This window comes from Microbacterium terrisoli, assembly GCF_030866805.1.
Lineage (GTDB): Bacteria > Actinomycetota > Actinomycetes > Actinomycetales > Microbacteriaceae > Microbacterium > Microbacterium terrisoli.
Genome location: NZ_CP133019.1, coordinates 3137569 through 3151704, shown reverse-complemented (window position 1 = coordinate 3151704; position 14136 = coordinate 3137569). Strand labels below are relative to the sequence as shown.

The following is a 14136-nucleotide window of genomic DNA, read 5'->3' as shown; positions in this document are numbered from 1 at the left end:
CTGCAGCGGTATCATCCAGGCTGATATCGCGAATAACAGATCTCAGCTTCGCTTATGGTTCTGCATGGAGTTGAATCAGGGCACCCATCCTGCCCGAGGAGATTCAATGTCGAATGTCACATCCGACGCGTCCGCACGCGTCACCCATCGAGCCGGCGTCTGGCAGGCAGTTCTGCTGCTGGCCGGCAGTTGCATGCCTGTGCTCGGCTCGGTGCTGATCACGCCGGTGCTCCCGCAGCTGTCCGAGCACTTCGCCGGCTTCCCCGGCGCCGAGGTGCTCGTGCCGATGATCGTCGCCATTCCGGCGCTGATGATCGCCATCTTCGCGCCGTTCGCCGGCCAGGTCGTCGACCGGCTCGGCCGCAAACCGCTGCTGATCATCGCCATGTTCGCCTACGCGGTGGTCGGTACCGCTCCGGGGTGGCTCGAGGCTCTGCCGGCGATCCTCGTCAGCCGGGTGCTGGTGGGCGTCTGCGAGGCCGCGATCATGACGGTGTGCACGGCCCTGATCATCGACTACTTCCATGAGGAGCGACGCCGCGACAAGTACCTCGGCCTGCAGACGGTCACCACGACGCTGGCGGCGACCGTGTTCATCATCGTCGGCGGCGCGCTGGGTGTCGGCGGATGGCACACCCCGTTCTGGGTGTACGCCCTGAGCCTCGTGATCGTGGTGCCGATGATCTTCTCGCTGTGGGAGCCGAAGGCGGCCGACAGCGGCGAGGAGCGCGTGCCGGCCGAGAAGGTGCGCACGCCGTGGCGGCGCATCTGGGTGCGACTGCTGGTGGGGCTGTTCGCGGGCTTCACGTTCTATGTGCTGGTCATCGAAGTCAGCTACCTCGTGGTCGGCACCGGAATCGATGCCGGCGACACGGCGGCCATCGGTGCCGTCGCGGCCGTCGCCTCGCTGTTCACCGCGTTCGGCGGTCTGACGTTCGCCCGCCTGGGGAAGATCGGCGCCGTCCGGCTGCTGCCCTACGCGTTCGGCCTCCAGGCGCTGGGCATGATCATCGTCTGGATCGTCCCCGCGCTGGCGGGTGTGATCATCGGCGCGGTGGTCGCCGGGTTCGGATCGGGCCTCCTCCTTCCCTCGCTGGTGGTGTGGGTGGTCGCCCCGAGCCGGTTCGCCGAACGCGGCCGGGTCACCGGCTGGTGGACGGCGGCGTTCTTCTTCGGCCAATTCCTGACGCCGATCCTGATGGGCGGCCTGGCCGCGGCGACCGGCCAGCTGGCGTTCGCGGTGGGAGTGGTCGGCATCGCCGCCGCGGTCATGGCGATCGTCTTGGCCCTGGTGCAGCGCCGCAGCGTCCCTGAAGTGGCCGCCGAGGCCTAGATCGAGACCGCCCTCACCTGGATGCGTGCTCTGCCCCGAGGACCTGACCGGCCTCGCGGAACAGGGCACGCATCCAGGCGTGCTCGGGGTCGTTGCGATGCGAGGGATGCCACCACAGCGCGTTCAGCAGCGGCGTCACGTCGAACGGCGGCTCGACCGCGATGACATCGCCGGATTCCGTGGCGAACGGCACGAGCGCCCCCTGCACCAGGCCCAGCCGGGCGGTGCCGACCAGATACCGCGGCAGGGCGAGGAAGCTCTCCACGACGGCATCCACCGTCGTCTCCAGGCCCAGCTGCTGCAGCTGCCGCGTGGCCGAGGTGAAGGAGGTCAGCGATTGGTAGGTGAACACCCAGTGCGCCATCGCGAGATCGTCCATCGTCAGCCCCGACTGCGCCCTCTCGTTCGAGGCCGCGGCCACGATCACCCAGCGGTCGCTCCACAGGTCCTCGTAGGGCAGGTCGCTGAGGAACCCATGCGGCATCAGCAGGCCGTCGACGGATCGCAGCCGGTTCGCGGCATCCTCCACCACCGGCGGCGTGTGCAGCATGAAGCGGAACCGCACGCCCGGCGCGCGCTGTGCTGCCAGCCGGGACGCCACCGCCCCGACGGTCGAGAACGCATAGTCCGAGCCGTAGAGCGTGAACTCGCGCGTGGAGCTGTCGGCCTGCCACTCGGACTGGCTGTCGAACACGCGGCGCGCCGTCTCCAGCGCCGTGGGCGTGTATTCGGCCAGCCGCTGTGCCAGCGGCGTCAGCTCATAGGTGTTGCCGCGCCGCGCGAGAATCGGGTCGTTGAAGTGCGTGCGCAGACGGGCCAGTGCGGCACTGAGCGCCGGCTGGCTCAGCCGCAGCCTCTCGGCCGCCCGCGTGACGCTGCGTTCGGTCAGCAGCGCGTCCAGCGGAACGAGCAGGTTCAGGTCGAGGCGCGCGAGCGAGGGCTTCTCTGCCATGACTCGAGCATAAGCCGCAGTGATGCACCATATCCAGGATGTCAGCTTCCCTGATGAGCAGTCACCGCTCAGACTGGGAGCACGGGGAGCGGTTCGCTCCGCACTCGAAAGGATCGAAGATGACCAACCTGCTGTCCCACCTCTCGTACATCGCGGTGACCAGCCCGGACGTCGAGGCATCCGTCCGCTTCTACGAAGAACGCGTCGGACTGACCGTCGTCGACCGCGTCGACGGCGCGGTCTACCTGCGCTGCTGGGGCGACTACTACGCCTATTCGGTGGTCGTGACCCCGGGCGACCAGCCGTCCCTCGCCACGATGGCGTGGCGCACATCGACCGCCGAAGCCCTCGATGAGGCAGCGCAGCGCATCGAGGCCGCAGGCGTGCACGGCGAGTGGATCGATGTGCACAAGATCGGTCGCGCATATCGGTTCACCGGCCCGTGGGGCCACAGCATGACCCTGCACTGGGATGTCACCCGATACGGTGCCGCGCCGGCCGAGGCATCCATCTACCCCGACCGTCCCTCCAAGCGCAGCAGCTTCGCCGGCGCACCGCGCCAGCTCGACCACGTGACGGTGGCCTGCAGCGACGTCGACGCGTTCGCGCAGTGGTACCGCGACGTGCTCGGCTTCAGGATCATGGCCCGCACGATCCTCGACGAGGCTCCCATCTCGGTGTTCTCGGTGCTGACCACCAACGAGAAGTCGCACGATCTCGGCGTCGTCCTGGACGGGTCGAGCGTCGCCGGCCGCATCAACCACTACGCGTTCTGGGTCGACACCCGCGAAGAGCTGCTCATCGCCGCCGACACCCTCATGGAGAACGGCGTGCCCATCGAGTACGGCCCGTCGATCCACGGCATCGGCGAGCAGAACTTCCTGTATTACCGTGAGCCGTCGACGATGCGCATCGAGCTGAACACCGGCGGCTACCGCAACTACGTTCCCGACTGGGAGCCGAACACCTGGAAGCCGTCGATGGGCTCGAACAACTTCTACCGCAACAGCTCGATGCCGATGTCGCTGACCGAGTCGTTCCCGCCCGCCGATGCGCCCACCGCGACCGAGGAAGGCGTGCCCGACGAGATCAAGGACGCCTTGCTCAATCCTTACGCGAAGCAGGGACGCGGCTGAGGTGCGCACCGCACACCTGGACGCCCCGTTCGCGCTGGCCCGCCGGCGCGACGGGGACGTCGTGCGCCTCGCCCTGGTCGCCGGCGATCGCATCCGCGACCTCGCCCCCGCCGACCTGGGGGCAGCCGATCTGAATGCGTTCCTCGCCGGCGGAGACTGGGCCCGGGTGGCAGCGCTCGCCGCGGCCGAGGGCGATTGGATGCCGCTGGCCGAGGCGGTGCTGACCGCCCCGGTGACACCGCGCCAGGTGCTGCAGACCGGCGCCAACTACCGGCAGCACGTCATCGAACTGGTCGCTGCCGGACTGTCGAAGGGCGGCGACCGCACACCGGAAGAGGCCCGCCAATGGGCCGCGCAGATGATGGACGAGCGCAAGGCGCACGGCGAACCGTACTTCTTCATCGGCCTGCCCGCCTGCGTCACAGGCAACGACGAGCCGCTCGTGCTGCCCGGATACAGCGACGTGCACGACTGGGAGCTCGAGCTCGCCGTCGTCATCGGCCGCGAGGCGTTCCGCGTCTCGCGCGAGGACGCGATGGACCACGTCGCCGGCTACACCATCTGCAACGACATCACCACGCGCGACCTCGTCTTCCGTCCCGACATGAAAGAGATCGGAACCGACTGGTACCGTGCCAAGAACGCACCGGGCTTTCTGCCCACCGGCCCGTTCCTGGTCCCCGCCGAATACGTCGATGGCCCCGACACGCAGGTCAGACTCGAGCTCAACGGCGAGGTGATGCAGGATGCCACGACCGCCGATCTGCTCTTCGACATCCCCGCGCTCATCTCGGGCGCGTCGCAGACGATGCCGCTGCTGCCCGGTGACCTGCTGCTCACCGGCAGCCCGGCCGGCAACGGCCAGCACTGGAAGCGATTCCTCCGGGACGGCGATGTGATGACCGGCAGCATCCGGGGCCTGGGCACCCAGATCGTGCGCTGCGTGGCAGAGCAGGCCGGCTGAGGCATCCCCAAACACTGAACGACCAACGAGCAACGAACAGAGAGGTTCAGATCATGACGGCAGTGCGCAAGGTCGCCATCGCCGGCAGCGGTGTGGCAGGACTGGCCGCGGCCATTCAGCTGGCGAAAGCCGGCGTCGAGGTGGACGTGTTCGAATCCGAGCCGGTGCCCAGCCCCCTGGGTTCGGGCATCAGCCTGCAGGGCAACGCGCTTCGGGTCTTCGACGCCCTCGGCGTGTGGGAGAAGGTGCGCCCCGCCGGGTACCCTTTCGAGGGCCTCACCCTGCGCGCCCCCGGCCCCGACGCGACGATCGTGGCCGAGCTGCCCGATGTGAAGACCGGCGGCCCGGATTACCCGGCAGGCATGGGCATGGAGCGGCCGGTGCTGGCCGAGATCCTTCTCGCCCACGCACAGGCGGTGGGGGCGCGCGTGCGCTTCGGCGCGAAGGTGACCGGTGCCGCAGCCGACGCCGACGGCGTGGACGTGCAGGTGAACGACGCACCGGCCGGGCGCTACGATCTGCTGATCGGGGCCGACGGCCTGCACTCCACGGTGCGGCGGCTCATCGGCATCGCCACCGAGCCCCAGCCGACCGGAATGGGCATCTGGCGCGCCTTCGTGTCGCGCCCGGCCGACGTCGAGCGCACTGCGCTCTACTACGGCGGACCGATGTACATCGCCGGCTACACCCCCACCGGTGAACACACCATGTACGCCTTCTTGGTCGGCAAGGCCCAGGAGCGCTTCTCGGTGACCGATGAAGAGGCCGCCCGCGTCATGTGCGAGGAATCGCAGGCCTACCACGGGCCGTGGGAGAGCATCCGCGCCGATCTGGCCGCGGGCACGCACGTGAACTACACGTGGTTCACGCAGCACATCGTGGATGCGCCGTGGAACCGCGGTCGGATCGTCGTGATCGGCGACGCCGCCCACTCGTGCCCGCCCACGATCGCGCAGGGTGCTGCACAAGGACTGGAGGATGCGGCGGTGCTCACCGAGCTGCTGATCGCGGCCGATGCCGTCGACCAGTCGCTCTGGGACGCGTTCCATGCTCGACGTCTGCCCCGTGCACAGGCGGTGGTCGATGCCTCCGTGCAGCTCGGGCAGTGGCAGATCGACGGCGACCGCGACGCCGACGCCGGCGGGCTGATCTTCGGCATCGCGCAGCAGATGGCGCAGCCGGCATGAGCGTGACGGATGTGCACGCGCACGTGCTGCTGCCGACGCTGCAAGACGACGTGCGTCGGCGCGACCCCGAAGGGTTCGCCGCCGCCGAGGCGCTGGACCTGCGTCGCAACGGCGCGACCAGCCAGGCGGTGTCGGGCCCGATGGTCGGAGCCCGCATCCCGAAGCTGACCGACGTCGGTGAGCGCCTCGCCGCGATGGACGCCCAGGGCGTCGACCGGCAGTGGGTGAGTGCGTCGCCGAGCCACTTCTACCCGTGGGCCGGTGAGCAGCTGGCGGTCTGGATCGCCGTGGAGGCGAACCGGCTGGTCGCCGAGCACGTCGCCCACGCGCCCGAGCGGATGACCGGTCTCGGGCTCGTGCCGCTGCAGCACCCCTCGCGCATCCGCGAGTGCCTCGATGACGCGATGCTCGGGCGCGGCCTGGCGGGCGTGGAGATCTCGTCGTTCGCCGGGGACGTGGAACTCTCGGACGAGCGGCTGGAGCCGTTCTGGGCGCGCGCCGAGGAGCTGGGCGCCATCGTGTTCCTGCACCCGTTCGGCTGCAGCCTCGATGAGCGGCTCGATCGGTTCTACCTCGCCAACACGGTGGGTCAGCCCGTGGAGAACGCCGTGGCGCTGTCGCATCTGATCTTCGCGGGCGTGCTGGACCGGCATCCCGACCTGAAGATCGTCGCCGCCCACGGAGGCGGGTACCTCCCCACCTCCATCGGCCGCTCCGACCACGCGTGGCGGGTGCGCCCCGACGCGCAGGGCTGTGCGCACGAGCCCTCCAGCTACCTGCGTCGCATCTGGTTCGACACCGTCGTGCACGACCACTCCGTGCTGCGTCACCTCGTCGAGGTCGCCGGGCCGTCGCAGGTCGTGCTGGGCAGCGACTTCCCGTTCGACATGGGACCCGAAGACCCCGTCGGGTTCGTGCGCGGTGCGGGGCTGGACGACGACGACGTGCAGCGCATTCTGACAGACACCGCCGATACGCTGCTGGGCGCCGTGCGCACGGTGTGACCGCGCGCGACGCTCACGTGAGAGGGACGACATGAACTCCGCACCCGACCTGAAAGAAGTGGCTGCCGGCGTCTGGGCCTACATCCAGCCCGACGGAGGCTGGATGGTCAACAACATGGGGCTGGTGGTCGGCCCGAACGGGGCCACCGCGATCGACGCGACCTCCACGCAGCGGCGCATGCGCAGCTACCTGGATGCGATCGCCGCTGCCACGCCGGCGCCCGTTCGGCGCGTCGTGCTCACCCACTCGCATCCCGATCACTGCAACGGCCTGTCACTCCTGCCCGAGGCCGAGGTCGTCGCGCATCGGGTCGCCGCCGACGAGCTGCGGCAGCCGCACATCCCGGCCGCGCACATCTTCGAGCCCTACGAGCGCGGCAGCGTGCACGCCCGGCAGCCCACCATCGTGTTCGACGATGCGCTCACCCTCGACGCCGACGCGCGTCCCATCGAGGTGCGTCACCCCGGTCGGCCCGCCCACACGCAGGGCGACGCATATGTGTGGCTTGCCGACGACGGAGTGCTGTTCGCCGGAGACCTGGTCTTCAGCGGGGGCACCCCGTTCGCCCTGTCGGGCTCGCCCGCGGGCTGGGTGCAGACGCTCGAGCAGCTGACGCGCCTGCAGCCCGCCGTCGTCGTGCCGGGGCACGGACCGCTGGGCGGACCCGAGCTGCTGCAGCCGGTCGCGGACTACCTGCAGTTCCTGACCGAGGTGGCCCGCGACGCGCACGAGCGCGGACTGACCGCGCTGCAGGCAGCGCGTGAAGCCGACCTCGGCCGGTTCGCAGGGCTTCTGGAGCCCGAGCGCATCGCCGGCAATCTGCACCGCGCCTTGGCCGACCTCGACGGAACGAACGTCGACTTCGCCGCGGCCTGGCAGGACATGTACGACTACAACGGCTCTCGCGCACTGGAGGTGCACGCATGAAGATCGCGCGCTGGAGGTCCCCCGCCGACACCGATGTCCACGAGGGCTTCGTGATCGACGATCGCGTCGTCGCGTTCCCCGACGGACTGACTGTCGCCGCTGTGCTCGCGCGGGGCCTGGCGGCCGCGCACGCGCTGTATGAGCGCGTGGCGGATGCTGCGCCCCGGGCGCAGGCGCTGTCGTCGGTGCGGCTGCTGGCACCGCTCGCGCCGGCGTCGATCCGGGACTTCGTCGCCTTCGAAGAGCACGTGGAGGGTGTGAGTGCGGGAGTGGAGGGCAAGAGCGACGTCGCCCCCGAGTGGTACCAGGCGCCCACCTTCTATTTCACGAACCCGCACACCGTGCTCGGCCCGGACGAGCCGGTCTCTCCGCCGGTGACCGAGCGCCTCGATTTCGAGCTGGAGCTGGCCGCGATCATCGGCGCCGCACCGGGTGGTGCACCGGGTGCGGGCCAGGGCAGTGCACCGGGTGCGGGCCAGGCGAACCTGACCGCGCAAGAGGCGGCATCCGTCATCTTCGGTTACACGGTCATGAACGATTGGTCGGCGCGCGACGTGCAGGCCCGGGAGATGAAGGTGCGCCTCGGGCCCGCCAAGGGCAAGGACTTCGGCATGAGCCTGGGTCCCTGGATCGTCACCGCCGACGAGCTCGAGCAGTACCTCGACGCCGACGGATTCCTCGCGATCCGCGCCGAGGTGTACGTCAACGACGAGCTGATCGGCGAGGACCTCGTCTCGAACATGGGGTGGCCCTTCCCCGAGCTCGTCGCGTACGCATCCCGCAACTCCCGCGTCGTGCCGGGGGACGTGCTCGGGTCGGGAACGGTCGGAAACGGCGGATGTCTCGGTGAGCTGTGGGGGCGCAACGGATCGCTGACGCCCCCGCCGCTGCAGGCCGGCGACGTCGTGCGCATGGTCATCGAAGGCGTCGGCGAACTCACCGGTGCCGTCGGCCCACAGGTGCCGGCGCCGCAACTGCCCAGCGCACGCCTGCGCAGCCGCGCTCGGCGGCGGTGACGGCCCTCACTCCTCGTCGTCCTCCTCGAGGGAGGCGACACGATCGGCTTCGGCGCTGTCGACGAGATCGTCGTTGACGTCCTCATCGAACACGTCGTCGCCGTCTGCGTCGCGGAGCGGCTCCTCTCGATCACGCTCGAGATCGTCATCGCCGAACGGCAACGGTGGTGGGAAAGCTCCTGTGGACATGGCATCTCCTTGCTTTGGAAGGACGCTACGACCACCTGCGCAGTACGCAGAGGGCCTTGACAGAGGACCGATCGGCTATCGCACACCCTTCATGAGGACGAGCACGGGCTTGGCGCTGAGGATCGTGGCGAACACGCCCGACATCAGCCCGACGCCCACTCCGACGAACCCGGGGAGCAGAGCGAGCGCGAGCGGGCACCGTCCGTGACAGGAGGGGAAGGAGGGGCGCTGTCCGACGGCGTCGGCTCAGGGGCGGGCGAGCAGCCGGGCCAGGCCTTCCGGCGAGAGTGTGTGGTCGATCGCCAGCATCGCGGCGCCGATCACGGCCGCGTCACCGGTTGCCGCTGACGGCACGATGGCCAGGTGCTCCGTCGACAGGGGGAGCGATCGGGTGTAGACGGCTTCGCGGACCCCGGCGATCAGGTGCTCGCCGACGCGGGCCATCGATCCGCCGATGACGATCACCGACGGATTCATCAGGCTGACGCAGGCGGTGAGCACCTCGCCGATGTCACGGCCGGCCTGGCGCACCGCCTGGATCGCATCGATGTTGCCGTGCTTGACGAGTTCGACCACGTCGTTGCCGTCGGCGGCATCCACGCCGATCTCGCGCAGAACCCGCGCGATCGCGGGGCCCGACGCGAGGGCCTCCAGACACCCGCGGTTGCCGCACGTGCAGGGCACGTCGTCGCCGCGCGAGACCCGGATGTGGCCGATGTCGCCCGCCACGCCTTGGGCTCCGCGCACGAGGCGATCCCCGGAGATGACCCCGGCGCCGATGCCCGTGGCGACTTTCACGAACACGAGGTGCTGGACGTCCGGAAAGGCGACGCTGCGCTCGCCGATGGCCATGATGTTCACGTCGTTGTCGACCAGCACCGGCGCATCGAGATGCTCGGCGATCCACGCGGGGATGTCGAAGCGGTCCCAGCCCGGCATGATCGGCGGGTGCACCGGCATCCCCGTCGATACCTCCACCGGCCCCGGCACGCCGATGCCGATCGCGCCGATCTCGCCCGCCGACCGGGCGGTGTCGGCCAGCAGCGCGTGTGCGCGTTCGACCACGTGTGTGAGCACGGCCTCAGGGCCGAGGGCGATGTCAAGGCGATCCGTGCGTTCGGCCAGCACGGTGGCCGCCAGATCTGTCAGCGCGACGGTGACATGCGAGGCGCCGATGTCCACGGCCAGGACGACACGGGCGGCGGGATTCAGCGCGAACTGGGACGACGGCCGCCCGCCGGTGGATGCCGCGTCGGCAACGGGGACGATCAGCCCTCGATGCATGAGGTCATCCACGCGCGACGCGATCGTCGAACGTGCCAGTCCGGTGGACTTCGCCAGCTGCGCGCGGGTGCGCGGGGCGCCGTCGCGCAGAAGCTGCAGGAACTCGGTCACGCCGAGGCTCATGGTCGACGAATCATTCGCCATTTGTGTCACACGTCCAGTCAATCACTCGGCATCATCGGCCGAACACGTATCGCTTCTGGCGGGTGATCACTGACCCACCCGCGGGTAGGCCTCAGGACGATTGTCGTGCGGTCTTGGCGAATCGCTGCTGCAGCAGCACCGCGACGACGATGATCACGCCCTTGGCGACGGCCTGCACCGACGAGGAGAGGTTGTTCTGCACGAACACGTTCGACAGGGTGGCGAAGATCAGCACACCCAGCACCGTGCCGGTGATCGTGCCGCGCCCGCCGATGAGCAGGGTGCCGCCCACGACCACGGCGGCGATCGCGTCCAGCTCGTACAGCGTGCCGTGCGTCGAGGTGCCCGCCGTGGTGCGTCCGAGGATCATCACCGCGGCGATGCCGGCGGTGAACCCGCCGATCACGTAAAGCCACACCATGTGGCGCTTGACGTTGATCCCCGCCAGTCGCGACGCCTCGGGGTTGCCGCCGATCGCGACGGTGCGTCGCCCGAACGTCGTGCGGTTGAGCAGGATCCATCCCGCCACCGCCACGATCGCGAAGATCCAGATCAGGATGTCGACGCCCAGGATGTCCTCGTTGAAGAACGTCACGAACTCGCGCTCCTCGATGACCAGGGTGCGCTTCTCGGCCAGGATCTCGGCCAGCCCGCGGGCGGCGACGAGCATTGCGAGCGTCGCCATGAAGGCGACGACCTGCCCGTAGGCGATCACGATGCCGTTGACCAGGCCGGCCGCCGTGCCGACGGCGAGGGCGAACACGACCATGACGATCCAGTGCGAGCTCGACGCGGTCTGCTGCACGGCATCCAGCGTGGCCACGACCGAGGCGAGGGCCATGACCGCGCCGACCGACAGGTCGATCCCGCCGGCGATGATGACGAATGTCGTCCCGACGCTGATCACGCCGATGATCGAGGCCTGACGCAGGATCGTGAGCGTGTTGTTCCAGGTCATGAAGGTGTCGCCGGCGGTGATCGCGCCGGCCACGACGATGACCAGGAGCGCCACGACGAGGCCGAGGTTGCGGCCCACCGATCCCGAGAGCGTGCGCTGCAGGAGAGATCCGGACGATGGTGGGGTGACCGGCGCCGACTGCTCGGTGCCGGTGGTGGTCTGCTCGCTCACGCGGCGACTCCTCTCATGACCAGATTGAGCACTCCGTGCTCGTCGATGCTCGATGCGGGTGCGGTCGCCAGGACGCGACCCTCCGCGATGACCAGTACGGTGTCGGCCAGGCCCAGGACCTCTTCGATCTCACTGGAGACGACCACGATGGCGTTGCCGGCGGCGGCAAGACGCTGGATCAGGGTATAGATCTCGGTGCGCGCGCCGACGTCGACGCCGCGGGTGGGCTCGTCCAGCAGCAGGACGCGCGTGCCGTGCACGAGCCACCGTGCCAGCAGGATCTTCTGCTGGTTGCCGCCCGACAGCGTGGCGGCCGGTCGATCGGGGTCGGCGGGGCGCAGATCCAGGGCGGCGATCTGCTCGCGCACCGCCGCACGCTCCGACCTCTCGTCGAGGAATCCGGCTTTGGCGAATCGCGACATCGACGACAGCGTCACGTTGACGAAGATCGACTCGTCGAGGATGAGGCCCTGGCTCTTGCGCTCCTCGGGCGAGAGACCCACGCCGGCGGCGACCGCGGCCGAGGTCGACCCCGGGCGCAGTCGTGTGCCGCCCACGCTGACCGCTCCAGCGCCGGACCGTCGTGCACCGTAGATCGTCTCGAGGATCTCCGATCGCCCGGACCCGACCAGACCTGCCAGACCGACGATCTCACCGGCGCGCACCGAGAAAGACACGTCCGTGAAGACGCCGGGCAGGCTCAGCCCCGCGACGTCGAGGACGACGGGCGCGTCCACCGGCACCGGGACGGCCGGCGGGAACACGTTGTCGACCGAGCGCCCGGTCATCAGGCGGATGAGCTCGGGTGTGGGCGTGTCGGCCACCAGCAGGCCGCCGGCGGTGCTCCGACCGTCCTTGAGCACCGTGATGCGATCGCCGATCTGCCTGATCTCCTCGAGTCGATGCGTGATGTAGACCACCGCGATGCCCTGGGAGGTGAGGTCGCGCACGACGTGGAAGAGGTTCTTGACCTCTTCGGAGTCGAGGACGGCCGAGGGCTCGTCCATGATGATCAGCTTGATGTCGTGCGACAGCGCCCGCGCCATGCTGACGATCTGCTTGTTGGCAGCGCTGAGCGTGCCGACCTCGGTGTGCGGTGACAGCGATCCGTGGCCGAGACGCTCCAGCAGCTCGCGCGTCTGACGTGCTGCGGCGCTGCGGCGACTGAAGCCGCCCCGTGCCAGCTCATGCCCCAGGAACACGTTCTCGGCGATCGTGAGACCTTCCACGACATCCAGTTCCTGATACATCGTGGCGATGCCGGCCTCGAGGGCTGCCTGCGGATCGTCGATCGCGATCGCCTGCCCGTTCCAGGTGATCGTGCCACTGTCGGGCTGGTGCACGCCGGCGAGGACCTTGATCAGGGTCGACTTGCCCGCGCCGTTCTGCCCCAGAATGCAGTGCACTTCACCGGGAAGCACCTCGAGGTCGACGCTGCGCAGAGCATGGACACCGGCGAAGGACTTGGTGATCCCTCGCACCTCGAGTATTGGCGGGACATGGTCAGCTTTGATCACACGATAACCATAACATGATGGACTCTCGGCATCCAGACGTCCTCAGCGCCAGGGAGGCATCCGGAAGGGTCCGTGATGACGCCTGAGATTCTGCGTAAATCGACCCTGCGACGGCGAATGAGGCTTTTGCATGGCTTTAAACAGAAGCTGACCAATTGTCGGACACTTCTGCTACGGTGGTCGCGTCAGCGTGTCCGACCGAAGTTCGAGGCGTCGACCTGCACGCGCATTCAAGGAGGAATCACATGTACACCTTCCGTACCAGAGCGTCACGATTCGTCGTCGCCGGCGTTTCGGCGCTCGCCGCCGTCGCACTCCTGGCCGGCTGTACCAGCTCGGGCAACTCGGGCACTGACGGCAAGAAGGGCACCACCAGCGACGAGAACGCCGCATCCGGCGACACCGTCGTGATCGGCTTCTCCGGTCCTGCCGCAGACCACGGCTGGCTCGGCGCGATCAACACCGGCGCGCAGAATGCCGCCGCAGGGTTCGACGATGTGACGCTCAAACTGGCCGAAGGCACGAACGACGCCAACGCCCAGATCGCCGCAGTCGAGACCTTCATCAACGAGAAGGTGGATGCCATCGTGCTGCTGCCCACCGACGGCGCGGCGCTGACCGAGGTCGCGATCAAGGCGATGCAGGCCGGCATTCCGGTGATCAACGTCGACCGCGAGTTCTCGAGTCCGTTCGCCGCGCGCACCACGGTCCTCGGCGACAACTACGGCATGGGTGTCAGCGCGGGAACCTACATCTGCAGCCAGCTGGGTGACAAGCCCGGATCGTTCGTCGCGGAGATCGCCGGCATCGATTCGCTGCCGCTGACGCAGGACCGGTCGAAGGGGTTCAAGGATGCCCTGAACGATTGCGGGCTGAACGTGGACGCACGCGTCGCCGCCGACTTCACGGTCGCCGGAGGCGAGTCGGCCGCGTCCCAGCTGCTGGCTGCCAACCCCAAGATCGACGCGATCTGGAACCATGACGACGACCAGGGCATCGGCGTGATGGCAGCCATCAACTCGGCCGGCCGCGACGAGTTCTTCATGATGGGCGGCGCGGGCTCGAAGAACGCGATGGACGCCATCAAGGCCGACGACAGCGTGCTGAAGGCGACGGTGATCTACCCGTCGACGCAGGCGGCCGACGGCATCGCCATGGCGCGACTGATCGCGCAGAGCAAGACGATGAGCGATCTGGTCACCCCCAGCATCCCGAACCGGGTCGTGCTGGACGCTCCGGTGGTCACGAAGGACAACGTCGACCAGTTCATCGACCTGGCCTTCAAGTCCTGAGCATCAGCCACGGCGCGGGACGCTTCGCGGCGCCCCGCGCCCCGACCGGGAGGAACGGTTC

Annotated in this window: 13 protein-coding genes; 8 read left to right on the top strand and 5 right to left on the bottom strand. The window is 68.7% G+C overall.

Annotated elements, in window-relative coordinates; all coding sequences use genetic code 11:
- The first annotated feature begins 106 nt into the window (after positions 1-106).
- Entirely contained in the window at positions 107-1333 is a 1227-nt protein-coding gene (locus QU603_RS14265; RefSeq protein ID WP_308492038.1) for an MFS transporter, read from the top strand.
- A gap of 13 nt (positions 1334-1346) precedes the next feature.
- Here the strand turns inward: QU603_RS14265 and QU603_RS14260 are convergent, their stop codons facing one another.
- Positions 1347-2285, bottom strand: coding sequence for a LysR family transcriptional regulator (locus tag QU603_RS14260; protein WP_308492037.1), 939 nt, complete (start codon positions 2283-2285; stop codon positions 1347-1349).
- 119 nt (positions 2286-2404) lie between these two features.
- On the opposite strand from QU603_RS14260, the gene QU603_RS14255 reads away from it, so the two are divergent.
- The 6 genes from QU603_RS14255 to QU603_RS14230 are packed head-to-tail and all read left to right on the top strand — an operon-like array spanning position 2405 to position 8520.
- On the top strand, positions 2405-3421 hold the full coding sequence (locus QU603_RS14255; protein WP_308492036.1) for a VOC family protein: 1017 nt from the start codon (positions 2405-2407) through the stop codon (positions 3419-3421).
- Position 3422: 1 nt separating this feature from the next.
- Complete coding sequence (locus QU603_RS14250) at positions 3423-4385, top strand: fumarylacetoacetate hydrolase family protein (RefSeq protein WP_308492035.1); 963 nt, start codon at positions 3423-3425, stop codon at positions 4383-4385.
- A 53-nt stretch (positions 4386-4438) separates the two neighbouring features.
- Positions 4439-5572, top strand: coding sequence for an FAD-dependent monooxygenase (locus QU603_RS14245; protein WP_308492034.1), 1134 nt, complete (start codon positions 4439-4441; stop codon positions 5570-5572).
- On the top strand, positions 5569-6576 hold the full coding sequence (locus QU603_RS14240; protein WP_308492033.1) for an amidohydrolase family protein: 1008 nt from the start codon (positions 5569-5571) through the stop codon (positions 6574-6576). The genes QU603_RS14245 and QU603_RS14240 overlap by 4 nt, the downstream gene beginning before the upstream one ends.
- A 31-nt stretch (positions 6577-6607) precedes the next feature.
- On the top strand, positions 6608-7504 hold the full coding sequence (locus tag QU603_RS14235; RefSeq protein WP_308492032.1) for an MBL fold metallo-hydrolase: 897 nt from the start codon (positions 6608-6610) through the stop codon (positions 7502-7504).
- Positions 7501-8520 (top strand): fumarylacetoacetate hydrolase family protein, encoded by a 1020-nt coding sequence (locus tag QU603_RS14230; RefSeq protein WP_308492031.1) that lies wholly within the window; start codon positions 7501-7503, stop codon positions 8518-8520. The genes QU603_RS14235 and QU603_RS14230 overlap by 4 nt, the downstream gene beginning before the upstream one ends.
- A gap of 6 nt (positions 8521-8526) precedes the next feature.
- On the opposite strand, the gene QU603_RS14225 is transcribed toward QU603_RS14230, so the two are convergent.
- From QU603_RS14225 to QU603_RS14210, 4 genes are all read right to left on the bottom strand, one after another.
- Positions 8527-8709: a hypothetical protein gene (locus QU603_RS14225; protein WP_308492030.1), complete on the bottom strand. Its 183-nt coding sequence runs from the start codon at positions 8707-8709 to the stop codon at positions 8527-8529.
- Positions 8710-8955: 246 nt separating this feature from the next.
- Positions 8956-10137, bottom strand: coding sequence for an ROK family protein (locus QU603_RS14220; protein WP_308492029.1), 1182 nt, complete (start codon positions 10135-10137; stop codon positions 8956-8958).
- 91 nt (positions 10138-10228) lie between these two features.
- Entirely contained in the window at positions 10229-11266 is a 1038-nt protein-coding gene (locus QU603_RS14215; RefSeq protein WP_308492028.1) for an ABC transporter permease, read from the bottom strand.
- Positions 11263-12738, bottom strand: coding sequence for a sugar ABC transporter ATP-binding protein (locus QU603_RS14210; RefSeq protein WP_308494035.1), 1476 nt, complete (start codon positions 12736-12738; stop codon positions 11263-11265). Before QU603_RS14210 ends, QU603_RS14215 begins: the two co-directional genes overlap by 4 nt.
- Before the next feature lie 290 nt (positions 12739-13028).
- On the opposite strand from QU603_RS14210, the gene QU603_RS14205 reads away from it, so the two are divergent.
- Complete coding sequence (locus QU603_RS14205; protein ID WP_308492027.1) at positions 13029-14075, top strand: substrate-binding domain-containing protein; 1047 nt, start codon at positions 13029-13031, stop codon at positions 14073-14075.
- The last annotated feature ends 61 nt before the right edge of the window (positions 14076-14136 follow it).